This window comes from Nostoc sp. MG11, from assembly GCF_014904695.1.
Lineage (GTDB): Bacteria > Cyanobacteriota > Cyanobacteriia > Cyanobacteriales > Nostocaceae > Komarekiella.
Map to the genome: position 1 here is coordinate 1 of NZ_JACXXN010000061.1, position 26546 is coordinate 26546.

Annotated in this window: 24 protein-coding genes and 1 pseudogene; 12 read left to right on the forward strand and 13 right to left on the reverse strand. The window is 42.3% G+C overall.

The window, feature by feature from the left end; all coding sequences use genetic code 11:
• Positions 1-658: 658 nt before the first annotated feature.
• The 7 genes from HCR01_RS33300 to HCR01_RS33330 all read right to left on the reverse strand — a co-directional run bounded on the left by HCR01_RS33300 (position 659) and on the right by HCR01_RS33330 (position 8622).
• Entirely contained in the window at positions 659-1807 is a 1149-nt protein-coding gene (locus HCR01_RS33300; protein WP_193200251.1) for an alanine--glyoxylate aminotransferase family protein, read from the reverse strand.
• A 78-nt stretch (positions 1808-1885) separates the two neighbouring features.
• The gene (locus HCR01_RS33305; protein WP_193200235.1) at positions 1886-3406 is read right to left on the reverse strand and encodes an FHA domain-containing protein; all 1521 of its coding nucleotides are present in this window, start codon (positions 3404-3406) and stop codon (positions 1886-1888) included.
• Between the two features lie 38 nt (positions 3407-3444).
• Positions 3445-4647, reverse strand: coding sequence for an FtsW/RodA/SpoVE family cell cycle protein (locus HCR01_RS33310; protein WP_193200236.1), 1203 nt, complete (start codon positions 4645-4647; stop codon positions 3445-3447).
• A 259-nt stretch (positions 4648-4906) separates the two neighbouring features.
• Positions 4907-6358: an ATP-binding protein gene (locus HCR01_RS33315; RefSeq protein ID WP_193200237.1), complete on the reverse strand. Its 1452-nt coding sequence runs from the start codon at positions 6356-6358 to the stop codon at positions 4907-4909.
• 10 nt (positions 6359-6368) lie between these two features.
• Entirely contained in the window at positions 6369-6920 is a 552-nt protein-coding gene (locus HCR01_RS33320) for a heme NO-binding domain-containing protein (RefSeq protein WP_193200238.1), read from the reverse strand.
• Positions 6921-7126: 206 nt separating this feature from the next.
• Entirely contained in the window at positions 7127-7855 is a 729-nt protein-coding gene (locus tag HCR01_RS33325; RefSeq protein ID WP_193200239.1) for a TenA family transcriptional regulator, read from the reverse strand.
• Positions 7852-8622 carry a class I SAM-dependent methyltransferase gene (locus HCR01_RS33330; protein WP_193200240.1) on the reverse strand — a complete coding sequence of 257 codons (771 nt, stop codon included), beginning with the start codon at positions 8620-8622 and terminating at the stop codon, positions 7852-7854. The genes HCR01_RS33325 and HCR01_RS33330 overlap by 4 nt, the downstream gene beginning before the upstream one ends.
• Before the next feature lie 597 nt (positions 8623-9219).
• On the opposite strand from HCR01_RS33330, the gene HCR01_RS33335 reads away from it, so the two are divergent.
• Positions 9220-10224 carry a hypothetical protein gene (locus tag HCR01_RS33335; protein WP_193200241.1) on the forward strand — a complete coding sequence of 335 codons (1005 nt, stop codon included), beginning with the start codon at positions 9220-9222 and terminating at the stop codon, positions 10222-10224.
• Between the two features lie 81 nt (positions 10225-10305).
• Here the strand turns inward: HCR01_RS33335 and HCR01_RS33340 are convergent, their stop codons facing one another.
• The 6 genes and pseudogenes from HCR01_RS33340 to HCR01_RS33360 form a co-directional block, all read right to left on the reverse strand.
• Positions 10306-10512: a phycobilisome linker polypeptide gene (locus tag HCR01_RS33340; RefSeq protein ID WP_162399880.1), complete on the reverse strand. Its 207-nt coding sequence runs from the start codon at positions 10510-10512 to the stop codon at positions 10306-10308.
• 230 nt (positions 10513-10742) lie between these two features.
• Complete coding sequence (gene apcB, locus HCR01_RS33345) at positions 10743-11228, reverse strand: allophycocyanin subunit beta (protein WP_162399879.1); 486 nt, start codon at positions 11226-11228, stop codon at positions 10743-10745.
• Between the two features lie 67 nt (positions 11229-11295).
• Complete coding sequence (gene apcA, locus HCR01_RS33350; protein WP_193200242.1) at positions 11296-11781, reverse strand: allophycocyanin subunit alpha; 486 nt, start codon at positions 11779-11781, stop codon at positions 11296-11298.
• A 379-nt stretch (positions 11782-12160) separates the two neighbouring features.
• Positions 12161-15526, reverse strand: coding sequence for a phycobilisome rod-core linker polypeptide (locus HCR01_RS33355; RefSeq protein ID WP_193200243.1), 3366 nt, complete (start codon positions 15524-15526; stop codon positions 12161-12163).
• Positions 15527-16438: 912 nt separating this feature from the next.
• Complete coding sequence (locus tag HCR01_RS39390) at positions 16439-16690, reverse strand: hypothetical protein (protein ID WP_226889862.1); 252 nt, start codon at positions 16688-16690, stop codon at positions 16439-16441.
• Positions 16683-16838 (reverse strand): annotated as a pseudogene (locus HCR01_RS33360) (IS982 family transposase); the annotation flags it as partial. The gene HCR01_RS39390 and the pseudogene HCR01_RS33360, both read right to left, overlap by 8 nt.
• A 231-nt stretch (positions 16839-17069) precedes the next feature.
• Here HCR01_RS33360 and HCR01_RS33365 point away from each other — a divergent pair.
• The 11 genes from HCR01_RS33365 (at position 17070) to HCR01_RS40270 (ending at position 26413) form a co-directional block, all read left to right on the forward strand.
• Complete coding sequence (locus tag HCR01_RS33365) at positions 17070-18251, forward strand: class I SAM-dependent methyltransferase (protein ID WP_193200244.1); 1182 nt, start codon at positions 17070-17072, stop codon at positions 18249-18251.
• A 414-nt stretch (positions 18252-18665) separates the two neighbouring features.
• Positions 18666-19223 (forward strand): PEP-CTERM sorting domain-containing protein, encoded by a 558-nt coding sequence (locus HCR01_RS33370; protein WP_226889864.1) that lies wholly within the window; start codon positions 18666-18668, stop codon positions 19221-19223.
• A gap of 299 nt (positions 19224-19522) precedes the next feature.
• Positions 19523-19963, forward strand: coding sequence for an ATP synthase subunit I (locus HCR01_RS33375; RefSeq protein ID WP_193200246.1), 441 nt, complete (start codon positions 19523-19525; stop codon positions 19961-19963).
• A gap of 62 nt (positions 19964-20025) precedes the next feature.
• Entirely contained in the window at positions 20026-20787 is a 762-nt protein-coding gene (atpB, locus tag HCR01_RS33380) for a F0F1 ATP synthase subunit A (protein ID WP_162395524.1), read from the forward strand.
• Positions 20788-20936: 149 nt separating this feature from the next.
• Positions 20937-21185 carry an ATP synthase F0 subunit C gene (atpE, locus tag HCR01_RS33385; protein WP_073640718.1) on the forward strand — a complete coding sequence of 83 codons (249 nt, stop codon included), beginning with the start codon at positions 20937-20939 and terminating at the stop codon, positions 21183-21185.
• Between the two features lie 180 nt (positions 21186-21365).
• Positions 21366-21797 (forward strand): F0F1 ATP synthase subunit B', encoded by a 432-nt coding sequence (locus HCR01_RS33390; RefSeq protein ID WP_191759625.1) that lies wholly within the window; start codon positions 21366-21368, stop codon positions 21795-21797.
• 188 nt (positions 21798-21985) lie between these two features.
• Positions 21986-22558: a F0F1 ATP synthase subunit B gene (locus HCR01_RS33395; RefSeq protein WP_193200247.1), complete on the forward strand. Its 573-nt coding sequence runs from the start codon at positions 21986-21988 to the stop codon at positions 22556-22558.
• Positions 22555-23109 (forward strand): ATP synthase F1 subunit delta, encoded by a 555-nt coding sequence (gene atpH, locus HCR01_RS33400; RefSeq protein ID WP_193200248.1) that lies wholly within the window; start codon positions 22555-22557, stop codon positions 23107-23109. Before HCR01_RS33395 ends, atpH begins: the two co-directional genes overlap by 4 nt.
• 162 nt (positions 23110-23271) lie before the next feature.
• The gene (gene atpA, locus HCR01_RS33405) at positions 23272-24792 is read left to right on the forward strand and encodes a F0F1 ATP synthase subunit alpha (RefSeq protein WP_193200249.1); all 1521 of its coding nucleotides are present in this window, start codon (positions 23272-23274) and stop codon (positions 24790-24792) included.
• 161 nt (positions 24793-24953) lie between these two features.
• On the forward strand, positions 24954-25901 hold the full coding sequence (locus tag HCR01_RS33410; protein WP_193200250.1) for a F0F1 ATP synthase subunit gamma: 948 nt from the start codon (positions 24954-24956) through the stop codon (positions 25899-25901).
• A gap of 386 nt (positions 25902-26287) precedes the next feature.
• On the forward strand, positions 26288-26413 hold the full coding sequence (locus tag HCR01_RS40270) for a hypothetical protein (RefSeq protein ID WP_264299975.1): 126 nt from the start codon (positions 26288-26290) through the stop codon (positions 26411-26413).
• The last annotated feature ends 133 nt before the right edge of the window (positions 26414-26546 follow it).

The following is a 26546-nucleotide window of genomic DNA, read 5'->3' on the forward strand; positions in this document are numbered from 1 at the left end:
TCGGTATCATGCAATGGCAACGAGAGAATTTTTATTTATATGGATTAGTAGAACCGTTAACGGGTGAGTATTTTATCTGGGAATTCTCTGATTTAAACGCAGCTTGTTTTAGCGTATTTCTAGAAAAATTTTCTGCCAATTTATCTGGAAGCGTTTGGAGAAATTAAACACATCAATCGTTGCCTTTATTACAGGTTAGGATTTTATTCTTGATGCTTTATTTGAATCAGATTTTTAGTGAATTGGTATTAAACTATTTACCGAAGAATAAAATCTTTAATCAGGGGTAGAGAGCAAAACGTCAAAATTCTTGATTACACCCTATACCTTCATGCGTTTAAAAATATACAAATCTAATATGTTGACTGAGCAAAAAAGTTTACACTTTTCAACCTAATGGGGCTTTGAAAAATGGATAAACATCCTTTAGGCTGACTTAATACACTTATTGCTCATCGAGAAAGTGCCACATGCGTGATCCACAGAAGAACGTCATTAAAATTGATCCGGCAACCCTCGTTTTGATTGTGTCTGTGCTGATACTGTTGCCTCTGCTGGTTGCGGGTTTTTTATCGCAGTGATTCTCAAACAATACTAGTGCGATCGCTCTTTCTATCAGGTGCGTTAACAACAGATAACGCACCAAATCACACCAAAACTACTCAGGTAAAACCTGCCGTAGTGCTACTAAAAGTTGATCAACGCTTTCTTTGCGACTGTTGAAACCCATCAGTCCAACACGCCAGACTTTACCAGCTAATTCACCAAGACCACCACCAATCTCAATATTATGTTCATTGAGTAACTGCCGTGCAATTGCTTTACCATCTACTCCAGCTGGAATACACACAGTCGTAAGCGTTGGTAGCCGGAACTCTTGCTCAACGTGCAAACTCAATCCTAAGTCTTCCAATCCTTCCCAGAGATACTCTACATTCTTTTGATGACGCTGCCAGCAGTTTGCTAGCCCCTCCTCTGCAATCAAACGCAGTGCTTCTCGCAATGCATAATAAAGGTTAATGGGTGCTGTATGGTGATAGGTGCGTTCAGTACCCCAATATTTGCCCAGCAACGACATATCCAAGTACCAATTTGCAACCTTTGTGCGGCGCTGCTGCAATTTCTCAACTGCACGCGAACTCATGGTAAAAGGCGAAGCACCGGGTGGGCAACCCAAACCTTTTTGGCTACAGCTATAAGCCAAGTCAACTCCCCAAGCATCTAAAAACAAGGGGACACCACCCAAACTTGTGACAGTATCCACCAGCAGCAAAGTGTCAAATTCACGACACACCTCAGCTACTCCTTCCAAAGGTTGACGTGCGCCTGTGGAGGTTTCGGCATGAACTAGAGCTAGAATAGCCGGACGATGAGTTTCTACAGCAGTTCGGAGTTCTTCCAACGTGAAGACTTGTCCCCAAGGTTTTGTAATAGTTCGCACATCGGCACCATATCGCCCAGCCATATCAACCAGACGATTTCCGAAGTAACCAGCTACACCAATCAAAACCACATCACCGGGTTTTGTAACATTAGCAATAGTTGCCTCCATTGCAGCCGTTCCTGTGCCGCTGACTGCAATAGTTAATGAGTTTTCTGTCTGCCATGTGTAGCGCAGCAGGGATTGAATCTCATCCATCAGTTCCAGAAAAGCTGGATCAAGATGCCCAACAGGGGAGGTATTCATCGCCTGGAGTACTGTAGGATGGGCATTTGATGGCCCTGGCCCCAGTAGCAAACGGGATGGTATTTCTAAAGGCGCAAGTTGCAAGCGCTGACTGTTATTAATTGCGATTGTTTGCGTCATCATCTGTCCTCGCTAGATCATACTTACCAGATCATAGAGCGATCGCAGACTTGGATGTTAAACTAACAGGCAATTATGCTATTGCCCTATGTGCTTAATATAATGCACGATCGCCTCTGCTGTTGGAACATTCGTTGCAAGTAAAACTTGGTTAATATTACATAACCTTAGCAAAGCTTCTTCATTTACTTGACCAGCCTGAGTTTGCAGAAAATCTCTTAAGAAAATAACTGCTAAAACCTCTCCTGAGCAAACTAATGAAGCAATTGTTAAATATCCTCCAGATGTTGCTGCTGAGATTTGTTGACTAAGAGTTATACCCGTCTGTTGATGTAAAACTTCACTAATGGATGGCCAAGTGATTGTGAAGCTATGCGAGAAAAACTCTTCATGCTGAGCAACAAATTCGGCAAGTTCTGATTTTTTAGTTTCATGAGCTATGAGTACTATTTTTCTTTGAGTGAGCGCTTGAGGATGGTCACTGACATTTGCTACTTCTGCAATCTCATGAAACAGAGTCTCTTCTGTTATCTCTACATGAATATTAGTGGATTCAAAGACTTTACTGGCGTTTGTAGAAAAAGAACTAACAGCTATGTCATTAATATTTGCACTAACTCCTTCCGTACCTGCACTACTAAAATCAATATATTGATTGCTAAACACTTCTACAACTTCAGGTTGAGCTTTAATAGTATCATTGCGTATAAGTACCTGAGAAAATTGGCTTACTGTCTCACATGTACTTAAATCTGTAGCTCCACTACTGATAGCTTCTACAGCCGTACTTTCCTCCTCAGATGCGCGGCTAAACATATCACGTTGCTGTCCGAAAGTAGATTCGGCTGCGAGTGCTGTCTCAAAAACCATAAGTTCATTGTTGATAGCTTCCAGAGCTTCTATCTCATCAACATCTATGCTGATTTCTTCTGCAACTTCACTTACCATATCTGGCGGTTGAATTATGTCATCAGAGGTAGTTATTGCCTCAAACACAGACATGATATCATCAAGCTCAGTAGAAGTAACTTTTGAGCTTTCGCTAATTTCTGGGTAAGCAGTATTGATAATTTCAGAGGTTTCTAGTTCACCTGTAGTTTGACTAAATTCTTCAGCAGAGTCATGACTAACTTCTTTTGTTATTGGATTAGTAATATCAGAACTGTTGACATTTTCAGTCGTTTGTGTTTTAGAAAATAAAGAAGGATCTATAGTTCTAGACATTGTCTCTGGTAATTGCTCAGACAAAAGATTGACTGCTTCCACTATCAGAACATAATCTCCAATCTGAATAGTATCTCCATCCTTCAAAATATATGGTTGATCCTCTTCTGCCTGTTCTCCATTAACTATTGAGCCATTTCTACTGCCAAGATCATAAAAGTAGTAACTTCCACCTTTAAGCAAGAACTTGCCATGTAGCCGACTAACATCAGGACTGTCCAAGATTACATCAGAATCAGGAGCGCGACCTATTACCCACTCTTTCCTTGTTGTATCTAAAACCAGGTCAACTTCATTTACTTCACTTACAGTTGGTGAATAGCTAACTTTTACTTTCATATTAATTTTTTGGTTACTTTTATTGATTTCGTCCACCCAGCGCTGATGGATGGCAATATTAAAATCCTGCTAGTTTAATTCTTGGTTTTCTGAAACATCCGACGCCTGCGCCCATTTTCAGACAAGGGTCTTCGTAACGGTACTACCTCAGCCTCACTACTCTCACGTGCTACCCGAATCAGCAATCCAGCAGCTATCAAGCTGGCAATCATAGAATTACCACCATAACTAAACATAGGCAAAGGTAAGCCGGTGGTTGGCAGAGAACCTGTGGCAACACCAATGTGAAGCAATGATTGTCCTACCATCAAAATTGTTACACCGATCGCTACTAATTGATGCACTGGATTTTTAGCCTTCAGTGCCACAATTAATCCAAGTGTGGCGAATAAAGCTAAGAGTGTTAACAACACCATACTGCCAACAAAGCCAAACTCTTCGGCGAACACAGCAAAAATAAAATCAGTGTCTTGAATCGGTAGATAAAACAGCTTTTGTTGAGAAAGTCCATATCCAGTGCCCCAAGTTTTCCCAGAACCTACCGCTAGCAAACTTTGCACTAACTGGTAGCCATCCCCTGTAGCGTCTGCCCAAGGATTGAGGAATGACATTACCCGCTTACGCTGATATTCTTTAATACTAATACTGAGTATTGCCAACATCACTCCACCAATTGCGGTTCCTCCTAAGTACTTGTAAGGCAATCCAGCTGCTAAAGCAATTAGCCAAATAGTCATGCCGCAAAGTGCTGTTGTACTCAAGTTAGGCTGGGCAAGAATTCCTAAAAGTACAAAACCAAAAATACCCAGCCAAGTGAAGCGAACCCGCCAACTGATTCGTTCCCATTGACCAAAAAGCCGTGCGCTTTGCAGTACCAAAAAGGGTTTAATTAATTCTGAGGGTTGAATGGGAATTGGCCCGATGGCTATCCACCGGGCCGCATCAAAAGCTTTCTTTCCTAATCCTGGTATCAATGTGACAAAAATTAATGCTAAAAACAGCATCAAAAACCAATGAGATGACCCTAAAATTTTCTGCAAGGGGAGATTAACAATAATGTTGAATCCAACTAAGGAAACTAAGACCCAAATGACTTGACGCTTGAAGTAATACAACCCATCATCATGACGAGCGTCAGCGACGGGATAAGATGCTGAGAATAGCATGATTAAGCCGACAAACAGCCAAATCAGCGTTAACCAGCGCAACAACCGCGCTTCTAATGCCCAGACGGAAACGGAATTACCAAAAATTGGAATTAGGCTACGTAGATTCACGAGCAGTACAGGTAAAAAGTTAGGAATTAGGATTTAAGAGTTAGAAATAAAACTGATAAATCATAACTTATAACTCATAATATGATGCACCGTTTACATTGAAAAAGGATGCTATCGAGTTCGCTCGCGTAAACTCTGTTTGTATAACTGTGACTTACTGCTTTCTCTACCAGAGCTTTGGCTACTGTCGTCTGGGGTTTCAGTCTGATGGTATTTTGTAAATGTTATGTTCTGGTAACTAAACTTGATCTCACGATATTTATTTAATAAAACTCAATGATGTAACGCAATTCACTGCTTGGCTATCCATCGATAGGGGAATTTCAACCCAAAACTCAGTTCCCTGTCCAGGTTTTGATACACATCTCAGTGTTCCCCCGTGCTTGTCAACTACAATTTGATAGCTAATTGATAAACCCAATCCTGTACCCTTACCTACAGGCTTAGTTGTGAAAAATGGGTCAAACAGCCGTTCCTTAACTGCTTCTGTCATTCCTGAACCATTATCAGCAATTCGGATAACAACACACTTTGTTTCTATGACTTCTGTAGTAATTGTAATTGTATTAGGATTAGCGTGAATTTCTGCGATCGCGCGTTGACTGTTATAGTTTTGGAGCGCATCAATGGCATTACTAATAATATTCATAAATACTTGATTTAATTGGCCAGCGTAGCAATATACTAAAGGCAAATTTCCATAATTTTTAACTATTTTAATGCCCGGATGATCAACACTATCCTTAAACCGATTCTGTAGAATCAGCAAAGTACTATCCAGTCCTTGGTGGATATCAACCCTTTTCATCTCGGCTTCATCAAGACGAGAGAAGTTCCGAAGGGACAACACAATTTCCGCGATACGTTCGGCTCCTACTTGCATTGAATGTAGGATTTTGGGTAAATCTTCTAATAAAAAATCCAAATCAATCGCTTCGATGCAATCTTGAATTTCTGACACAGGATTGGCATAAAACCTCTGGTAAAGATGCACAAGCTTCAGCAGACATTGCGTATAATCTTTTGCATATTTTAAATTACCGTAAATAAAGTTAACAGGGTTGTTAATTTCGTGAGCTACTCCCGCAACTAATTGTCCCAGACTAGACATTTTCTCAGCCTGGACTAATTGGGCTTGAGTTTGCTGTAGCTCCCTGAGAGACTTTTCTAATTTTTTAGCCTGTGCCTCAGCAATTTCTGCTAAATTCTCCTTGATTTGCAGCGCACTCTGTAGTTGTGACCTTTGCTGTTTCAATTCTTTTGTTAACTTTTTAGCATCAGTCAAAGCAGTATTCTGAGCTTGCAGTAGAAAAAGGAAATCAACAATGGGGTCGTGAATCGCAAAATCTTTGAGTTTGATACCTAAAGGAGCGAGGCTATTCGTATCTGTAATCCAGGGAGAGCCTAAGAAAAATGTTATGTCCTGCTCTGGTTGATACATCATCTGACCCTTTAGCTGCATTCCATTGTTTAGAAACTTCAATATAAACAGAGCACGGGACTGTTTATTAATAACATCAAAATCGACCGCAATTTTTGGACGATTTATCTGGAAATGCTGCTCAATCAGTCTACCAACTAGTGGTTCAGGACTAATGCGTTCTAAAACATAACCAGCTTGTACAATTTCCCGATTGCGGCTAAATGCAAAGTGGAACGGAAAAGCTTTCGCCAGTAACTCTGGCGAAAGAGTAAAGTGAGGAGGAGCCATGCTGCTGCGCTCAATTTGGTTTATAAAGCACTAAAAATTCATCATGTTCAGCACCCTCATCCCGACTCTGGGTTTGGGTAACATGGACTTCAGTATCAAACCTTGTTCCCAATCCCTTAACTAAACCAAGAATCATTGGTGTCAGCCCTTCTCTACTAGAGCGATAGTGTAAGTTCAGAGAATCTTCCTCTATCTCAGTACACTCAAATGATGGGGGTTCGAGTTTAGGAAAGCTAACCCCCACACGAGCATGAAGATTGTCAAGGTTTTCTAAAAACTCAGGCAGTGTATCCCCACTCATATCCATCATTTCGCCATAGCCTTCTTGAGCTGTATACTGAACCCAGAATTCTCCAAAGGCTTGCATAATCTCTGAGGAAGATAAACCCAGAACGACACTAGCAGCTCTTACCAACCTGTGGGTTATGTCGTCCCGATAGCCTTCCATACTAAGGAAAACCTCTACATTTACTTCTGCTTTCTGCTTGATTTCTTTCCAAATCTCTTCGCCAAAGCGACTACACACCATGTCTTGAATCGCTTTGTTCACTAATCCGTACATGGAAACCTCCTTCTACTGTACCTAATTTTGCTTTGTGAATTTGACCAAGATTTAACAATTAATGCCTTATAAGTGTTATTTAAATTACAAGCTTTTCTGTAGTCAAACTTTGATCTGTCTTATTTAAAGCTTTAAAAACCGGAAAAACAGGGGAACATCCCTGTATTCTAGTGCTACAAGCCAGCTTAAATGCATCCGTATTTATACTATGCGCTAACAAGAAGCGATGAATTAGGAGACAAGCTATATTTAGAGATTTGACGCTGAATTCCATTAAAGAATTGGACACGGGCATCCATTGCTTCAACAATAGCCAGCTTCACCTTGATATCCTCTTCGCTCGTGCTGATACGAGGTTCAATTACGGCTGCTAGCTTTGCTGCATGACTATCGTCCACATCAATATGGACTTCAAAAAAGATTAAGGATTCTTTGGGCAAGGGGGCAGCACCTACAATTCCTTTGTATAGTTGCGTATACAAGGAGCTAACAATCCCTTCGGAAGCATAACAGACAGCACCTAATGCAGCTAAATACCCATACTGATGTGGAATCCTTAAGTAAGTCTCGATTAGAGCAAGAGTTTCAGGTGCAGTAGGTAGTGCTGTTAAAGTTTTATCGTCAATACCAAGTGCGCGGGTAAACCGACGAAATAATTCTGGGTGGGACTGATTTATATCTCCCTGTCCCATTTCGTCAAATAGATTCTCCAAAATGACTAACTGAGTACTTTCGTCTTGGCAGCAGGACAAGATGCTAGCTAGGATACGATTAAATTCTTTGGAGAATTTGTACATCTGAACAGCAAGTAATTGCACGTCTGGTAGGAATAAATCTCCAGTACGACAGTTGGCTAGGAACTCATGATTCCATAGAGGATGATTATCCGTTATTTCACGGAAAGAATTTCTAACAGGAGAAGATATCTGTGTCATCGTAATACTTGTATGGCTAGATGGAGGGGTTGGTCAAGCAAAGAGCTAAAGAATGATTCATCTATAGCGATGTGTTCTGGAGTCACACGCAATTCCTTTAGAATTGGCATCGTATTAAACCCAGCATTCTTAAGGGCATTAAAGTAATCCTCAAGAGTTTTGTGAATCAATTGAACATTTAGCCAAGAACCGTCTCGTTTCCAAATACGACCAGGAAACTGTTGGTCTCGCTTACTGAAGTAGCCTGTACCGTCCACTTGAAAATAAAACGGATATGCTGCTTCTCGCATATATGGAAAAGATGGGTGGGGAACGCTAAATACAAATCGACCTCCGGGACGAAGAACGCGTGCAACTTCCGCCATGCATTCTTGAGTTTGAGCAATTGTTAAATAGTTAAATAAAAATACTGCAACAACTAAGTCAAGTTCGCCATTATCAAACTGCTTGAGGTCAGTAGCACATCCGACTTCGTAGCTAATACCCAAAGTATCTTCTGCTTCTTGCAAGCTTGCTGCTGCAATCATACCTTGGGAAAGGTCTATTCCATGTACTTGTGCAGCGCCTCGTCGGCGTAACTCTCGACTACAATAACCTTCACCACAGCCTATATCGAGTACTCGCAATCCAGCCACAGGCTCGCAAAGCTCTAGTACAAAAGGGCGTGCTGTAAAGTCTGAGAGTGAACTAGGTTCTCCTCTAATCCACTCTGATGCTGTGCGATTATATAGATTTCTAGTTGAGCTTTTATGGTTCAAAGTTGACATTTTTAATTATTTATTTACATTTTGGTTATATTTGTCTTAAGCAATCTCATTGAAATTGTGGGCGAAAACTACCTGCTATCAAAGGTTATGAGGATGAAATTTGTTTGTGTCCTAATTGAGAACACTGTACAAAGACTAAATACAGCATCAAAGTTAATTAGCTGAACTATTTAGGTTCTAACATTTGCGGGTTTTGTTGCTAATGTTAAATTTACCGATTTTTGTATGCTCGCTTTATTTGAAGCTAAAAGGCAGGATCTTCAAAGAAATGATCAACCTGTATATGATAATGTTCTTAGTTTCTTAAAATAAAAATGAATAAATATAATTTAGCTTCATGAATTCTTGTTTTATAAAATATTATCTACTTCATATAGTGTTTTTTTGATTTCTAAACTTCAACTTTATCCGAAGTTTACTAATATCAAGAATAATCAATCTATCTATTTTGTGAAGCAAATAAGAGTAAAAAGCAGTATATTTTACGATTTATAAACAAATTAAGCTTGTTAATTTGTAATAACAGAATTCGTTTTTAAAACGAACTGTTTTTGAATGTATGAGTTACTTAGCTAATTTAGAATAACTTTAGGAGAAATGATGTTGGAAAAACTGTTAGCAGAATCCCCAGTGTGCGATCGCTTACAATATGAGCGTGCGATCGCATTCTCTCAACTTGGCGATCAACTCTTTGATGAGCTTGCTGACAGAATCGCTACAAGGCAGCAGTATCGACTGCTGTTTGAACACAGATTAAAGCCTGAGTTATTCCAGCAAATTCGAGTTGCTGCTGCGGGTTATATATGTGCTTGTCTGAATAGTTCCATCATTCTGTCAGAACCGGAAATGCTTCAACGATTACTAGAAGCAAGAAATTATTTGCCCAATTATACTGGTACTGGTCTTTTGATGCCCAAGCAAGAACACGCTTTGGCGTTTAACCTCTTTCAAAAGAGTGTTGCTGAAGCTTTCTACCAATTGGGAGCAAATGACCTAATCGATGCAGTGGATTTACCAGTAAATCTCCGCATGGTTTATGGCAAGACTGACGCAACTAGGTTGCGTTTGCCCTTTGCTAGCTCAAAATGTCATAGCGATGTCTGGGCAGGTGTTGCCGCTGACGCTACTGTGGTGGTTCTACCACTGTTTGGCGATATCGATAATATAACCATCAAAGCGGGTGAAATGCCTCGTGAGATGGAACTACAGGCTATGCGGGTAATGTCTGACTTCGATGAAGGTCGAGATATTCCCATGGTTGTCTCTTACACGGAAGCACAACTACAACACGGTACGATGTACTTTAATGATGCTCGTGGATTACATCAAACAGTAAGGCGAAAGACTGAAGGTTTGAGAATTTCAGTAGATTTCCGGTTTCGCAGGAAATTTAATGAAGCTTACCGGGCTATGGTAGCACCTAGTATCGGTGGTATTGAAGAAGATATGAGTGTGGCTTATGAAGACTGGCTAAAAGTTGGTAAAGAAACGCTAATTGTGTTTGATGAAACTGTTAAACAGGCTAAAAATAAGCAGAATGCTAGCACTCCAGTTCCGCTTTATACTCGTGGATATCGCCTTGTAAAGTTGTTTGACTTTTGACTTTCAAAAACACGCGCAACAAAAAAGAGGTCTTTATGGACCTCTAAATAATTCCCTACAATAATGTTCGATATAAAGCTATTACAGCAAGCCAGCATTAGCACCTTGTTTGCCAGTTGCCAGTTCAACTTTAATAATTTTGCCGCCTGCTTTTTGAATGCGTTGCTGTTCGCGGAACCAGTTCTCATAAGGAACTAGCTTGGTGAAGTAAGTATTTTGTAGTTCGCGTTGGGTACGAATTCGGCTTTGGCTAGGAACAAGAGCAGTAATTTTAAACAAACGGGACATGATCTAAGAATCTCCTGTGATGTTTATGGAAACTTTTTTTATCTCAAAATCTTGAGTGCAAATCTTTAATTAATTATTCCAAGGCTGGAAATCAAGCATCAATACTAGACCGCTAACACTCATCACTGATAATTTAACAAGATAAGCAATAAAACGTTCTAGCACTCACGATTGATTTCCAGACCTTAATAAAGCCGCACCTAAATTCTTAAGCGCAAACTAACTAGCTCTTAGCTCAAGCCAGAGGAGATATAGTCTAAGTAAACGCCCATTTCCTTACCGGCATCAGAACCTACTAAGCTGGCAGTTACTTCTTTGATTGCTTGGATAGCTTGCACGGTAGCACCGACAGGAACACCCAAGGAGTTGTAAGTTTCTTTCAAGCCATTTAGCACGCGCTCATCCAAGATGGAAGGATCGCCAGCTAACATGGCATAGGTAGCATAGCGGAGGTAGTAATCCAAATCGCGAATGCAAGCAGCATAGCGACGAGTGGTGTACATGTTGCCGCCTGGACGGGTGATATCAGAGTATAGCAAAGACTTTGCTACAGCTTCTTTAACGATCGCCGCAGCATTAGCGCTGATGGTGCTAGCAGCACGTACCCGCAGTTCGCCAGTGGAGAAGTAGCCTTTTAGCTTCTCTAAAGCTGATGTATCAAGATATTTACCTTGAACGTCCGAAGAGTTAATGACAGCGGTAATTGCGTCTTGCATGTTGTTAATTCCTTATTTCCAACCGTATTGCAATTCTTCTGTTTCTTGCCGAGGAAACAGCTTCACCCTACAGTAGGGCGCCAACTAGGTAGTCGAAGTAGTTACCAGCTTCAGCAGCGTCTTCACCAGACAGGAGTGTAGCGGCTACATTCTTCAGACCACGGATACCTTCAGCAACACCTTCGATAGGAGTTCCCAAGGACTTGTACATTTCGCGGACACCCACAACACCGATTTCTTCAATGGGGGTGACATCACCAGAAACAATACCGTAGGTGACAAGGCGGAGGTAGTAATCCAGGTCACGCAGACAAGTAGCGGTCAATTCTTGACCGTAGGCGTTACCACCAGGAGAAACAACATCAGGACGCTTTTGGAACAGTTGGTCGCCAGCTTGCTTAACCAGGCGCTCGCGATTTTCTGTCAAAACTTGAGCAATCCGCAGACGGCGCTCACCACCTGCAACAAAGGACTTGATCCGATCCAGTTCACCAGGGCTGAGATAGCGGGCTTCTGCATCAGCATTCACGATGGACTTCGTGACGATACTCATTAATGGATTCCTCCAATACTAATGAAACCAGGATTTGATTAAACTGGTACGACTTTAAATTTGGTAGACAGAGGTTCTGTTGTCTCGTCTTTTTAGATACAACAGTTAAATAACTGCTATTGCTAATAGATTACGAGTTTGCTTGAGTTAATACAAGTACACAACCTTTTAAACTCAGCTACCTTCCGCAAAATATTTTCCGGCATTCTGTTGAGCATTTATGACTGCTCTTAACAGTTTGTAATATTACTTTTCAGATTTACTGTCCTAACTGCAATCTGAAAGCAGTATTACGAAAGGTTGCGAAGGAGAACTAGGCACTTAGGGATTGGGGATTGGGAAAAGTTTTCCCTAATCTCCAATCCCTGCACGTAGTGTTTTAGCGATCGCTCAGACGACCCGATTTCACCAAATCAGCAGCCGCTTGGACGCTGCCTAGGTAGTTACCTGCTGGCAAGGATGGGAAGCGGTTATAAGGCACCACGTCTTCGCCAAAGAAGCAAGAATATTCTGGGCTATTTACTATTGCTTCTACAGCAGCTTGCAAACCGCTATCAGCTAGCAGCTGGTTGTATTGGCTAATTTCTCCTTGAGTTGCGGGTGTACGCCCCAACAGGTGGCGGAATAAGAACTCAATCACCTTGGTGTGGGGATAAGGCATGTAAAAGCGCTGACGATAAATTTCCGAACCTGCGAGTTGACGTACAAACTCCCGCACGGAAATTTCGCCATTTTGGAGTTTGCCGTCTAAGTAGGTAAGGCGGAAATTATCAGGCACTTGAGGGCTGAACACATCCAACACCTGACAGTAAATCGCATTGACTAACTGTTGCATTTCTGTTTGATTTATGTTCTCACTCAGGCGGTAAATGCGTGCATGTTTACGGTGACTTGTACCTGCACTCACTTCCGCAGACTGTCCACGACCATCGTTGTAGGAACGACCCAGTTCCGTAAACGAGGGCTTGCCATTTTCGGTAGCCTTTGTTTGCGCTGCTATATCTGCGATCGCTTGCGCCAAAAGCGGTGTGTTAGCAGATTCTTTGCTGGGTTGCACTGGCTCAAAGCTAGGCACAACCACGTCATCATTTTGCTTGGTTAGCTGATTGTAAAGCTTCTCGGTATTCGGGAAGTTTGCAGCTGGTAGAGTCGGGAAGCGACGGTAAGGTACCGTATCTTCACCAAACACCTGGTTATATTCCACACCATTCAGCAGGGCACTGATAAAGGCACGAATACCTTGAGTAGCCAAAATCTGGTTGTACTTGCGGATTTCTGCCTGGTCTAGTGGTGCGCGTCCTAGGAAGTGCTTGGTTCCTAACTCAATCACCTTAGTGTTGGGATAGGGTGTGTAGAATTCTTTGAGATAAAGGTTGGAGTAACCCAAACCTTCAATAAATTCTTTAACACTGATTTCACCATTCCCTAGCTTGCTTTCCCACGCTGTGAATTCGTTTTTGGCAATGTAGGGTGCAATATCGCGCTCAAAAATCTGGCGGTACGCAGCACTGATCAAAGTTTTTACTGCAACTTTGTCACTGGTATTCGCCACCAACTTGAAGATTTTTGTTTGTTCTCGTTGCTTGCTGACACCTTGGTTAATGCGGAACTGAATATCTGGTTCTGTCCGATTTTCTGAGACTGTACCCAGTTTCACAAAGCTCTGCGTTTCTTCCTTCTGGATTTTCGCGCCAACATCTTCGCGAATGCTACCAACCCGCAACTGTCGTAATGCCACACCACCAGGAGTCAGATACCGTTCGTAGGGAACTGTATCTTCACCAAACGCCTCAGTGTACTCTAGGCTGTCAATGATGGCGTCAACCACTGCATAAAAGCCCTTTTTAGAGGCAATGTCAAAGTACTTGTTGAGTTCTTGACGACCGTAGGTCGGACGACCCAATAAGCGACGATGGATGTACTCTATCGCCTTACAAACATACAGCGATGTCCAGTACAGGTTGCGGAATATATCTGACTTAGCTAAAGCACGGACAAACTCCCGCACGGAAATATTGCCGTTTTCCAGCTTGATTTCCAATACTTTCTGGCGCTGACCTTCGTAGACATCACGTCCGAAAACTTGCAGGTAAGCAGCTCTAATTACTGCTTGCGTTGAGCTTTCGGAAAATTTTACACTTGCACTCTTGGTAGCCTTCTTACCAATGGTGCCAGGAAGTTGATCCAACTTGAACACCTTGGGACCAAGAGTACCGGGAGCCTCACCCCGCGCCTTAGGATTGCTATTTTGGTTATTAATACCTGCGCCTTGGTGGATGAGGATGCGTTTGGTATCCTTGCCAAAAGGAGCCGGGCTAGTACTGGGGTTGCGAGTTTCTTTCGGGAAAATTGCCCCAAATTGAATTTCCAAGGGGTCATTACCAGAACCGTAAGGATGTTGATCTGGTAGTGGTTGTTCGTAAGCAGCAAAAGTGGTGATGAACTGAGGGATTTTGCGGAAAGGCGCACTGTAGTTAAACAGGTCTTGTTGCGGCCCCCAATTGCGACATTCTTGTGCCTCTTGACCCAGACCACGAAGGTAAGGTACTGTCTCTTCCCCAAAGTAGTCGCCGTATTCTTCAGAATCTACTAAAGCATCGACTAAGGCTGCTAGACCGCCTTGGGAAATAATTGCAAAGTATTTTTGTACTTCTTCGCGGCTACTTGGCCCCCGTCCCAGAATGTGACGGAAAGCCAGTTCGATAACTCGGCTGTTAATAAAAGGCTGGTAAAACTGTTTTTGGTAAAGGGGAGATTTTGCTAGACGGCGAACAAACTCTTTCATAGAGATGTCGCCATTTTTCACCTTGGATTCTAGATCAGATATCGACAAGCTATAAGCACGGGTAATGTCCCGCTCAAAGATTTGCCGATATGCTGCTTTGATTACCTCATTTTTCTCACTGGTTGACAACCCAGGCTTCATCACAAACTTGGGTCGCCGTTCTGCCGCATTAAAGTAAATTTGTGGCAGTTGCAACCCTTGCTGATCACCTGAGGGACGTTGGCGCAATTTATTTGAGGGTGTGGCTGCTTTGAATTCTGTCAACAAAACATCCATGTACTGAGAAACAATCTCTGTAGCCTCAGCATCCCTGCGGAAATATGAAAGTGCCGCTGCTGTGATTTCCTGCAAAGCTACCAATGTTGCTTCACCGGAGCAGGCATTTTCAATTATTTCCCGTAGACCTCGTGTATTCACAGCTATGATGTTGGGATCGCCAGCGACGATCGCATAGGTAGCATAGCGCAAGAACCAGGATAAGTCCCGCAAACTCTTCGCCATGTTGCTCGGGCCATAACGAGCAACGTTGATTGGTCTGAAACCTGGAGGTGTCGGGCCACTGGGGGATGAGTTAAATATTGAGCGTAAATTTTCTAGGAACCCACCACGACTTTCAACGTAGGTGACATTTCCTAGTTTCATTCCTTCTTGAACGTTTGTACTACTAGCAACAGCCATTGCCAATTCTGGTTCCCTCGGCTTTTCTAAAAAAGCCATTGGCGAACCACCGACAAAAATCCGGTTGGCAGCTCGAGATACGATAATCTCAGAATTTTCCGTGAGCGTCTGGGCAATTTCTAGACGCTTTGCACCAGATGCAAAATAGCTTGCCAGTTCATTTAGTTCGCCGGTTCCCAAAAAGCGGTCTTGCTGTTCCGCTTGGGTAATTGTCGCTACAGCTAGAGTTTGATATAGTTGCGGACGCGCAACTGAGCTTCCACCACTCGCCTTAACACTCATCGGATTTGTAAAACTCCCATCATAATCATTTATGTGTTAAGTCTGGGTTGCTTTGAGGCTTGACACATCGGTATGTTTATGCCTTAAGAGCTTTAGAGTGCCGCCTTCAAAACTGCCAGTAAATTAACCCAGTCAGCTTTTAGATTAGAACGTTTTGCGTTCCCAGGGCTGGTTTATTAAGAAGTGTGTAGAACCTTTAACTTGATAATTCCAGGTGCACGATTCTCTAAATCTTCAGCAACCATCTAAAAGTTAAGTTTTTTTCAGCATATACTGGAATATTCATGAAGTAGATTGTATTCATAAAGACTTATTTTACGTGTTAATACTACAAAAAAGTTACGAATTTTACTTTGTTTTCCATACTGTGTCTGCGTTAGCAGTTATCTTAGCTATTACTCCTGCAAATGCGCTTCCAGGACAAAACATTAATACCGTTGTCTATTCACTGCATTTTGCTCAGAATCATAGTACTAGATTATTTTTAGCTCAAATCAAACTCTGATTGGTTGTAAATCATTAGAGCGATCGCAAAAGACAATATTATGAAAATCAAACCACAGAATAAGTAAGCCAGTGTAAATAATTAAAGGTTTGTAGTCAGCATTTCAGTGATAATTTGAGGGCTTCAACGTTGGCTTAATTGATGATGAAGTAGCTGTATTGCTTGATGATGTAATACCAATAAAGCCAGGAAATATATCAATACCAAGTTTTATAACGCGATCACACCAATCGGATTCCGAACCTGAAATGAATCAGTATCAATAATTGAAGGTAAGGCGCAATCATTAACAAGAATATTTTGCGGCTTGATGTCACCTAAAACATATCCAGAAGTGTGAATTGCTTCAATAATTGAGGCGATATTCAGCGCTGTTGTGTGGAGAAAACGCCAATCAACCTCAAGTTTTAGCCGCCTACGAAGCAGGGGGTTGTATACATCAATAAGTTTTTTCTTTCCTTAATTTCCGGCATCAAAAAGCCCACACAATCACCCTGAGCATCTTTCAGCACCGACTTAGTCCAAGCAAAAGAAATATGATTGAGGTGAGAGTTTGGCTCTTTAGGTCGGTGCGCTATCATCACCGCCAACTTTTGCACATGCTCAGGAGTTTGCAAGTGGTAAATTTTCGCTAAGTAACCTGAGTTCGGGTTAAACATATGAAGGTAAAAGCCAGTCTAGTTGAAGACTAGGTTTCTTAGGTTGGTGACAATAAGCGATTAATCCGCAAAGAACGCTAACACAAAAATTAACGGGGCTTCGGTGTCTCGAATGTTCAATCAGAGAAATATTTTTGAGTTGGTCGTTTCTACGTCCATTCGGTGCTCCTGATTGAGTAAATTAGGCTACAAATTATACACATTGATTTTATTAGCTAATAAATACTTCAACAGTAGTGTTTTTACTGAAAAAATCCTCATACCTACTTAAGTTGAAATAATCTAGCGACACATTTGGTAAGATAACTCTTTTGAATATGTTTCTACCTGAAGTGTCCGGCATTCGATAAACTCAGAATTGCCCCAAGATTTACTTATCATGTCAGATTCCCAAACCGTTAGTGCTGCTGTTGCTAAACTCTACAACACCTACCCATTTCCACCAGAAGCCTTACTGGATGAACCACCTCCAGGTTACAACTGGCGCTGGAATTGGCTAGCTGCTCATAACTTCTGCACTGGTCAAAAATCCCAAAAACAAGACATCCGTATTTTAGATGCTGGCTGCGGTACAGGGGTAGGTACAGAGTACCTGGTTCATCTGAATCCCCAAGCTCATGTCGTAGGAATTGACCTCAGTACTGGCGCTTTGGCTGTGGCAAAAGAGCGTTGTCAGCGTTCAGGGGCTAACCGCGTCGAATTTCACCATCTGAGCTTGTACGATGTGGAACAGTTACCAGGTGAGTTTGATTTAATTAACTGTGTTGGCGTTTTACATCATTTACCCGATCCAATTCGCGGCATTCAAGCCTTGGCAAAAAAGTTAGCTCCAGGAGGCTTGATGCACATTTTTGTGTATGGGGAATTGGGACGCTGGGAAATTCAACTTATGCAAAAAGCGATCGCTCTCCTTCAAGGTGACAAACGGGGCGACTATCGCGATGGTGTCCAAGTCGGACGGGAAATATTCGCCTCTTTACCAGAAAATAATCGAATTGTCAAGTACGATAAGCAGCGTTGGTCATTGGAAAACCACAAGGATGAATACTTTGCCGATATGTATGTTCATCCCCAGGAAATCGACTACAACACTGAGACGCTATTTGAATTAATTGATGCTTCCGGCTTGGAATTTATTGGCTTTTCAAATCCTAGTTTTTGGCAGCTAGAAAGACTTTTGAGCAAAGCACCAGATCTGGTAGAGCGGGCAAAAGGATTGAGCGATCGCCAGCGTTACCGCCTGATAGAATTACTAGATCCAGAAGTAACCCATTACGAGTTTTTCCTTGGTCGCCCTCCCCTCGTCAAAGCTGACTGGTCAGAGGATAATGTTTTACTGACGGCAATTCCTGAACTTAATCCTTGTATTGAAGGATTTCCTAGCCAATGTTTCTTTAATTACGATTACCAGATTGTCAACTTATCAGTAGCAGAGTTTGAGTTTCTGCAAAGATGTGATGGTAATTCAACAGTGGCAGAGATTTTAGCAGGTGTGCAGATGGAACTTAATGAAGTTAGAACGCTCCTCAAGCAACAGTTGATTTTATTAACACCAGCTTAATCGCATCGTATTGCCTCGTCATGCCAGTTGCCTTTGGAAGTTGTGCCTCAGACCTTACAAGACATGAAGGCCGATAAATTATTTATGTTCTAGCGGACTTTTGAGCGCCGACTTGCGGCACTCAGAATTTCTCTGTGTGTTTATCCGTAGTTCCTTTTTTACTTATTTGCATTTTTGCAATACGTTTAATTAAGAACCATTGAATTTTTACTTAAAAGTAAAAACCGTTATTTTTAACTATCAAGGTATAGTATAAATTTACACTCTCTTCATAAAATAGTTGAAAAAATTAAAGATTTGGACAATACTGCTTTTTTGCTCTGCGTATAAAAATACAAAAGCATAAATTCTATAAAAGACTCATATATGAGTTTTTACTGTGCTAGTCAAATTCTAATTTGGGAGAATTTTCTGATGAAATTAGCCAAACAGCTGAGCATTGCTACTGCTGGTGTTGCGCTTTTCGCTGCTGTTGGTGCTAAATCAGCAGAAGCAGCGAGTGTTGTATTTAAAGGGCAAGAAGGCAATAGATTCGATTACACGATTCAGTTTGATTCTGCGAACTTACCTGGTGATTTTGAAAGGCTCAGAGATAGTTCATTATTGACCTTATCAGGTTTATCGGGTGTGTTTGATGTAACTTCTGATTACCCAACTAGATTGTCGGTGGAAACTAAAGAACCTGACTTTGTAACTTTGAAATTGATAAACTTCGCTCAGACAGGTAAAGTAGGTACATCATCATTATTCGGTAATTTTTCCCTATTCAGTTCGTTTACTACAACGGGTCTAGCACAGTGGGATATTATACGCCGAAATCCTCTCGGTAAGGTGGCGACAACTTTTGAGGGTCAAGTTACGGCCCCTGGAACACCTGTCCCCGAACCCTTCACAGTTGGTGGTTCAGTGGTTGCTGTTGGGTTTGGTTTGTGGACGAAGCGTAAGCAAGCATCAGCTTCTCAAAAAATATAGTAAATTTACTGTTGCCAGCCTGATCCGCTACTAATTCAGGTTTCACACTTAAGACGTATGCCCCTGTGAGCGTGCCTGTAATGCTCTCACAAGGGCATTCTTTTTGATACAGCGAAATTTTCGTGAATACTAACTTGTAAAAGTAATTTATATTTCGTGGTGAAGGGCGATCGCTCATCACGCTTTTTGCTGACAAGAAGTTAATTGTTTTTTTCTAAAGTATTGTTACCGGAGCGTGATATGATTCAGCTGACTGAATGTACAGTCATCAATAGTTAGCTGTACTGGTTTCAAGTCCCGTGAGCTTGTCAGACGAATCAATTGCACCCACTCCGACAACACAACAAGATGATCAATCTGGTTCTGAGGATACAGAATCAGGGAACTCTATGCAAGAGTTCTATCAACTCTTCCAGCAACTGTTGACAATCACGGTTGTCTTGACGGGGGTTATTTTTATCTCTGTGTGGATTTTTTATTCCTTAAACATTGCCCTGAATTATTTGATTGGGGCATGTGCAGGTGTGGTTTACTTAAAAATGCTAGCTAAAGATGTTGAGCGGCTCGGTAATCAAAAAACCCGTCTGAGCAAAAATCGTTTGGCTCTGTTTATTGGGTTGATTGTATTGGCAACTCAATGGCATGAGCTACATGTTCTGCCCATATTTTTGGGATTTCTAACTTACAAAGCCACGCTCATCATCTATACGGTGCAAACTGCGTTCCTTCCTGATTCTTAAAATCAGGCTCACAAAGACAATACTCCCATCCTCGCTCGTTGGGGAAGATTCTTGCTTGAAGAATGCAAATGCTTAGTGTCTTAAACGCCTTTAATTCTTTTACCCTCGCCGAATTAGAAGTAGGTCAACATTTCTACTGGCAATTGGGCAATCTTAAAATTCATGGGCAAGTTTTTCTCACCTCGTGGTTTGTGATTAGCATTCTAGTAGTGGCTTCACTAGCTGCAACTCGCAACATCCAGAGAATTCCCAGCGGCATCCAAAATTTAATGGAATATGCCCTAGAGTTTATTCGGGATCTAGCAAAAAACCAACTTGGTGAAAAAGAGTACCGTCCTTGGGTGCCTTTTATTGGCACATTGTTTTTGTTTATCTTCGTATCGAACTGGTCAGGCGCTCTAATTCCCTGGAAGCTAATCAAGCTGCCATCGGGTGAATTGGCAGCTCCCACTAATGACATCAATACGACTGTAGCATTGGCATTGCTAACATCTTTAGCGTACTTTTACGCGGGTTTTAGTAAGCGGGGTTTAGGCTACTTTAAGAAATATATTGAGCCAACACCCGTTCTTTTGCCGATCGCAATCCTAGAAGATTTTACTAAGCCCCTCTCCCTCAGCTTCCGTCTTTTTGGCAATATATTGGCGGATGAGTTGGTAGTAGCGGTGCTGGTTCTGCTAGTTCCTCTATTTGTACCTCTGCCTGTGATGGCTTTGGGTTTGTTTACCAGTGCCATTCAAGCTCTAGTATTTGCCACTCTAGCCGGAGCATACATTCATGAGGCCATGGAGGGACACGGTGGAGATGAGCATGAGGAGCATTAAGCTTCTCAGTTGATAGCACAGTTCCGTCGAGCAAATGCGCTCAAAACATCGCAAAGCACGACTTGAAGAACTCGGTGCAGCGTGAAAAACACGTTTCTAGTCGTTAACGTACTTTTGTTAGTTCTGTATTCAAAGTAAGGAAAATCAACATGGATCCATTAGTTTCTGCTGCTTCAGTTCTGGCTGCTGCTCTAGCAATTGGTTTAGCTGCAATTGGCCCTGGTATTGGTCAGGGAAATGCTGCTGGACAAGCAGTAGAAGGTATCGCTCGTCAGCCCGAAGCAGAAGGAAAAATTCGGGGTACTCTGCTGTTAACCTTGGCTTTCATGGAATCCCTGACTATTTATGGTCTAGTGATTGCTCTGGTACTCCTGTTTGCTAACCCCTTCGCGGGATAAGACCTAAAAGTTTTTGTGAGTGTGGAGACGTGAAACATCACGCCTCTACAACCGAAATTTTTTGAGTATTTAGTCGTTCTGATGTAGTTTGACCCTTGTTGGCTATGGGTCTCTAAAATATTAAAGGTTGGATGATCTTGCTAGCCATGAAAACTGCTACTCCAGCCAAAGAGGAGAGAAATGTTTGACTTCAATGCTACTTTGCCCTTAATGGCATTGCAGTTCCTGCTGTTAGCAGCTTTGTTGAATGCAATTTTCTACAAGCCACTAACCAAGGTGCTAGACGATCGCGATAATTACATCCGAACGAATACCCTTGAGGCACGGGAACGCTTGGCTAAAGCTGAGCGCTTAGCCCAAGAATATGAGCAGCAACTCGCAGAAGCTCGCAGGCAATCGCAAGCTACCGTAGAAGCAGCTCAGGCTGAGGCTAAGAAAATTACTGCCGAGAAAATCGCCGAAGCCCAAAAAGAAGCTCAAGCGCAACGAGAACAGGCTGCTGTTGAAATAGAGCAACAGAAGCAAGAAGCTATGCGTACCTTAGAGCAACGGGTTGATGCTCTCAGCAGGCAGATTCTAGAAAAACTATTGGGATCTACTGTAGTTAGCTAAGCTCACTAAACTGCTTCTATGAAAGCATACGCGCGTCTGGGCGCTAGTCCCAGAGCGCTCAATTTAATTGTCAAAAAAAGGCATTTTTTCCCTTCGGGAAAAGATACTTTATTTCCCTTCGGGGAAAGAAACTTAATTTCCCTATGGGAAAATACAATACTATTAGCAAGCGAGCAGCGCACTTGTAGATGGGTATCATGGGCACATTTTTATTACTTGCCGCAGAAGCGAACGCTGTTCACTCTGAATTGGCAGAAGGCGCAGCAGAAGGTGGTTTCGGTCTAAACATAGACATTTTTGAAACCAACCTCATTAACCTAGCGATTCTGGTTGGCATATTATTCTACTTCGGACGTAAAGTTTTAAGCAATATCCTGAATGAGCGAAAGTCAAATATTGCAACCTTAATTCAGGAAGCAGAAGGGCGCTTAAAAGAATCACAGACTGCTCTATCCCAGGCGCAAGAGCAGTTGACCCAAGCTCAAGCAGAAGCACAACGCATCCGCAAATCTGCCCAAGAAAGCGCCCAGGCATCGAAAGAAGCCTTGTTAGAGCGGGCAGTGCAAGACGTAGAACGCTTGAAACAAACAGCAGCAGCGGATTTAAACAGCGAAACAGAGCGCGCGATCGCCCAACTGCGGCAGCGAGTGGCTACTCTAGCATTGCAAAAAGTCGAATCGCAACTCAAAAGCGGCATTGCCGACGATGCTCAACAAATGTTAATTGACCGCAGCATCGCACAACTGGGAGGCAATGTATGACAAGTAAAGTAGCAACAGCCGAAGTAGCCCAGCCGTATGCACAGGCACTTTTGTCAATAGCGCAATCGAAAAACTTGACAGAAGAATTTGGGGAAGATGCGCGTACTTTCCTAAGCTTGCTCTCAGAAAACAGAGAGCTACATAACTTCTTTAGCAACCCGTTTATTCAGTCTGAGAAAAAAAAGGCTCTCATCAGACAAATACTCGGTGAAAGCGTTAACCCCTACTTACGCAATTTTTTGCTGGTATTAGTAGATAAACGGCGCATTGCCTTCATAGAACCGATTTTACAGCAATATCTGGCGCTGTTGCGGCAGTTGAATCAAACCGTATTAGCGGAAGTGACTTCAGCCGTTCCCCTCACAGAAACTCAACAGCAAGCAATCATCGAAAAGGTGATCGCCATCAGTAAAGCTCGCCAGGTAGAACTAGAAACTAAGATAGATAGCGAGTTAATTGGTGGTGTGATCATCAAAGTAGGCTCGCAGGTAATTGACGCTAGTTTACGAGGTCAGTTACGTCGCCTTTCCTTACGCTTAACCAATAGCTAGAAGATTAGGAGTTAGGAGTGAGAAGTTAGGAGTTAGGAGTTAAATAAAAAGTAATTTATTTTAACTTTTAACTTTTAATTTTTGCATTTTTAACTCATCATTCCTAACTCTTGGCTCCTAACTAATTACTTCTTCCGTCTCGAAAGCAAACAAGATAGACACATGAGTATTTCAATTAGACCTGACGAAATCAGCAGTATTATCCAACAACAAATCGAGCAATACGACCAAGAAGTCAAAGTTGCTAACGTTGGTACAGTCCTGCAAGTTGGTGACGGTATTGCCCGGATCTATGGACTAGACCAGGCTATGGCTGGAGAACTCTTAGAATTTGAAGACGGAACAATTGGTATCGCCCAGAACTTAGAAGAAGACAACGTGGGCGCGGTGCTTATGGGTGAAGGGATAGAAATTCAAGAAGGTAGCTCCGTCACCGCTACTGGTAGAATTGCTCAGGTAGCAGTGGGTGAGGCTTTAATTGGACGAGTTGTAGACGCTTTGGGTCGCCCCATTGATGGTAAGGGAGACATCAAATCCTCAGAAAGCCGTTTGATTGAATCTCCAGCACCCGGTATTATTGCACGCCGATCAGTACACGAACCCATGCAAACGGGTATCACAGCTATTGATTCAATGATTCCCATCGGTCGTGGTCAGCGGGAGTTGATTATTGGTGATCGTCAAACCGGCAAAACTGCGATCGCCATTGACACGATCATTAACCAAAAAGAAGAAGATGTAATTTGCGTTTACGTTGCGATCGGTCAAAAAGCTTCCACCGTTGCTAACGTGGTGCAAACATTACAAGAAAAAGGCGCGATGGACTACACAGTCGTCGTCGCCGCCAGTGCCAGTGAACCAGCAACCCTGCAATACCTAGCTCCTTACACAGGAGCAACTATTGCTGAGTACTTCATGTACAAAGGCAAAGCTACTTTGGTAGTTTATGATGACCTCTCCAAACAAGCCCAAGCTTACCGACAAATGTCCTTGTTGTTGCGTCGTCCACCAGGACGCGAAGCTTATCCTGGAGATGTGTTCTACATTCACTCCCGCTTGTTAGAACGAGCAGCAAAGCTGAGTGACGAATTGGGTAAAGGTAGTATGACCGCCCTGCCAATCATCGAAACCCAAGCAGGTGACGTTTCAGCATACATCCCCACAAACGTGATTTCTATTACTGATGGTCAGATATTCCTGTCTTCTGACTTGTTTAACTCTGGTATCCGTCCTGCTGTAAACCCCGGTATTTCTGTATCCCGCGTGGGTTCTGCGGCTCAAACCAAGGCGATGAAAAAAGTTGCCGGTAAAATTAAATTAGAACTAGCGCAATTTGACGATCTGCAAGCCTTCGCACAATTTGCTTCTGACTTAGATAAAGCCACTCAAGACCAGTTAGCAAGGGGTCAACGCTTGCGGGAACTACTCAAGCAGCCACAAAATTCCCCACTCTCAGTGTATGAGCAAGTAGCCATTCTTTATGCTGGGATTAACGGCTACTTGGATGATGTGCCTGTAAATCAAGTAACTTCCTTCACAAAAGGTTTACGGGAGTACTTAAAAACTGGCAAACCTCAGTACACGCAATCAGTACAAAGCAAAAAAGTACTGGGTGATGAAGAAGAAGCAGCCTTAAAGGAAGCGCTAACCGAGTACAAGAAAACCTTTAAAGCAACAGCTTAATTAGTCATTGGTCATTGGTCATTGGTCATTGGTGAAGAACTAATGACTAATGACAAAGAACAGACAGAGAAGTCTAAGCGTCGGCTTTTGGCGTTCAGAACTTCTCCTAGAGGAGACGCTGCGCGAACGGGGACAAATGACTAACGACAAAGAAAAAAATTATGGCTAATCTCAAATCGATACGCGATCGCATTCAGTCGGTCAAAAATACCAAAAAAATCACAGAAGCCATGCGCCTAGTGGCTGCGGCCAGAGTGCGTCGCGCCCAAGAACAAGTGCTGTTGACTCGCCCCTTTGCTGATCGCTTGGCGCAAGTATTATATGGTTTGCAAACCCGTCTGCGGTTTGAAGAAGCAAACTTGCCACTGCTAAAAAAACGACAAGTTAAGTGCGTGGGATTGTTGGTTATTTCTGGCGATCGGGGTTTGTGTGGCGGCTACAACACTAATGTCATCCGTCGTGCAGAAAACCGCGCTAAGGAAATTAAGGCAGAAGGTCTAGACTACACATTTGTAATTGTTGGGCGCAAAGCTACACAATACTTTCAACGCCGCAATCAGCCGATTGATGCCACCTACAGCGGTTTAGAGCAAATTCCTACCGCAGCGGAAGCTACTCAGATTGCCGACCAACTACTTTCCTTATTCCTTTCGGAAAAAGTAGACCGCATCGAGTTAGTCTATACCAGATTTGTCTCTTTGGTTAGCTCCCGTCCTGTGGTTCAAACTCTGCTTCCCCTTGATCTTCAAGGTCTAGAAGCACCAGATGACGAAATCTTCCGCTTGACAACCCGTGGTGGTCAATTTGAAGTCGAACGGCAGAAAGTGACTAGTCAGGTTCGCCCTTTCCCTCGCGACATGATTTTCGAGCAAGATCCAGTACAGATTCTCGATTCTCTTTTACCTCTGTATCTAAGTAACCAGCTATTGCGGGCGCTACAAGAATCGGCTGCTAGTGAACTAGCCGCGCGGATGACAGCCATGAGCAATGCTAGCGAGAATGCTGGTGAACTGATTAACACCCTAACGTTGTCTTATAACAAAGCCCGTCAAGCCGCAATTACTCAAGAACTCCTTGAGGTTGTAGGCGGTGCTGAAGCGTTGACTTAAACTAGTAATGGATAATTGGTGAATAGCACACACAATGATTTTTAACAAGGATACGCTGATATGTGTTCGGTTATTTTTCATAAATAAGTTATGATTACCGATTATCCATTGCTAACAATTTGATTTATTACCCATTCTCTAAATTATTTGATTAAATGTAAATAATCCTTTTTTTTCAATTTGTGAAAGAAAAGTTAGATATTTTTGTTATTTATTAAAGATTGTAAACTACTCTGATTTTGAGGAATAATATAAGGCTACTATTTGATTTTTGAAATATAAGTAGGGTCGCCACCCTCATGCGCGGATTACCGCGTTGAAAGGTCTGGCATAGTCCACCCCACAAATAATGAGATTTTTTCAAAAATCAAACCGGATTCCTATATATGACTAATCCACAAAATCAACAAAAATTTAAATTAGGTAAAGCTTTAATTATTGGAGCAACTTTACTGGCTAGCTTGGGGATTTTTCAGATAGCATTATCCCAATTACTAAGTAGAACAAGGTGAAAAAACCAAACTGTGTAAAGATAAATAAATATGTATAATCCATCTACCACGGTAAAAAGGATATGGGCAGCCGTTTAAGGATATTTCTGACTCTAAAACAAGATAGAACTCTTTTCGATCTGAGAACGGCAGA

Bases quoted from the DNA above. Each gene is read 5' to 3' on its own strand.
- HCR01_RS33300 (WP_193200251.1), bottom strand. From the start codon at position 1,807: ATGACGCAAACAATCGCAATTAATAACAGTCAGCGCTTGCAACTTGCG.
- HCR01_RS33315 (WP_193200237.1), bottom strand. From the start codon at position 6,358: ATGGCTCCTCCTCACTTTACTCTTTCGCCAGAGTTACTGGCGAAAGCT.
- HCR01_RS33320 (WP_193200238.1), bottom strand. From the start codon at position 6,920: ATGTACGGATTAGTGAACAAAGCGATTCAAGACATGGTGTGTAGTCGC.
- HCR01_RS33325 (WP_193200239.1), bottom strand. From the start codon at position 7,855: ATGACACAGATATCTTCTCCTGTTAGAAATTCTTTCCGTGAAATAACG.
- HCR01_RS33330 (WP_193200240.1), bottom strand. From the start codon at position 8,622: ATGTCAACTTTGAACCATAAAAGCTCAACTAGAAATCTATATAATCGC.
- HCR01_RS33335 (WP_193200241.1), top strand. From the start codon at position 9,220: ATGATGTTGGAAAAACTGTTAGCAGAATCCCCAGTGTGCGATCGCTTA.
- HCR01_RS33340 (WP_162399880.1), bottom strand. From the start codon at position 10,512: ATGTCCCGTTTGTTTAAAATTACTGCTCTTGTTCCTAGCCAAAGCCGA.
- apcB (WP_162399879.1), bottom strand. From the start codon at position 11,228: ATGCAAGACGCAATTACCGCTGTCATTAACTCTTCGGACGTTCAAGGT.
- apcA (WP_193200242.1), bottom strand. From the start codon at position 11,781: ATGAGTATCGTCACGAAGTCCATCGTGAATGCTGATGCAGAAGCCCGC.
- HCR01_RS33355 (WP_193200243.1), bottom strand. From the start codon at position 15,526: ATGAGTGTTAAGGCGAGTGGTGGAAGCTCAGTTGCGCGTCCGCAACTA.
- HCR01_RS39390 (WP_226889862.1), bottom strand. From the start codon at position 16,690: ATGTTTAACCCGAACTCAGGTTACTTAGCGAAAATTTACCACTTGCAA.
- HCR01_RS33365 (WP_193200244.1), top strand. From the start codon at position 17,070: ATGTCAGATTCCCAAACCGTTAGTGCTGCTGTTGCTAAACTCTACAAC.
- HCR01_RS33370 (WP_226889864.1), top strand. From the start codon at position 18,666: ATGAAATTAGCCAAACAGCTGAGCATTGCTACTGCTGGTGTTGCGCTT.
- atpB (WP_162395524.1), top strand. From the start codon at position 20,026: ATGCAAATGCTTAGTGTCTTAAACGCCTTTAATTCTTTTACCCTCGCC.
- atpE (WP_073640718.1), top strand. From the start codon at position 20,937: ATGGATCCATTAGTTTCTGCTGCTTCAGTTCTGGCTGCTGCTCTAGCA.
- HCR01_RS33390 (WP_191759625.1), top strand. From the start codon at position 21,366: ATGTTTGACTTCAATGCTACTTTGCCCTTAATGGCATTGCAGTTCCTG.
- HCR01_RS33395 (WP_193200247.1), top strand. From the start codon at position 21,986: ATGGGTATCATGGGCACATTTTTATTACTTGCCGCAGAAGCGAACGCT.
- atpH (WP_193200248.1), top strand. From the start codon at position 22,555: ATGACAAGTAAAGTAGCAACAGCCGAAGTAGCCCAGCCGTATGCACAG.
- atpA (WP_193200249.1), top strand. From the start codon at position 23,272: ATGAGTATTTCAATTAGACCTGACGAAATCAGCAGTATTATCCAACAA.
- HCR01_RS33410 (WP_193200250.1), top strand. From the start codon at position 24,954: ATGGCTAATCTCAAATCGATACGCGATCGCATTCAGTCGGTCAAAAAT.
- HCR01_RS40270 (WP_264299975.1), top strand. From the start codon at position 26,288: ATGACTAATCCACAAAATCAACAAAAATTTAAATTAGGTAAAGCTTTA.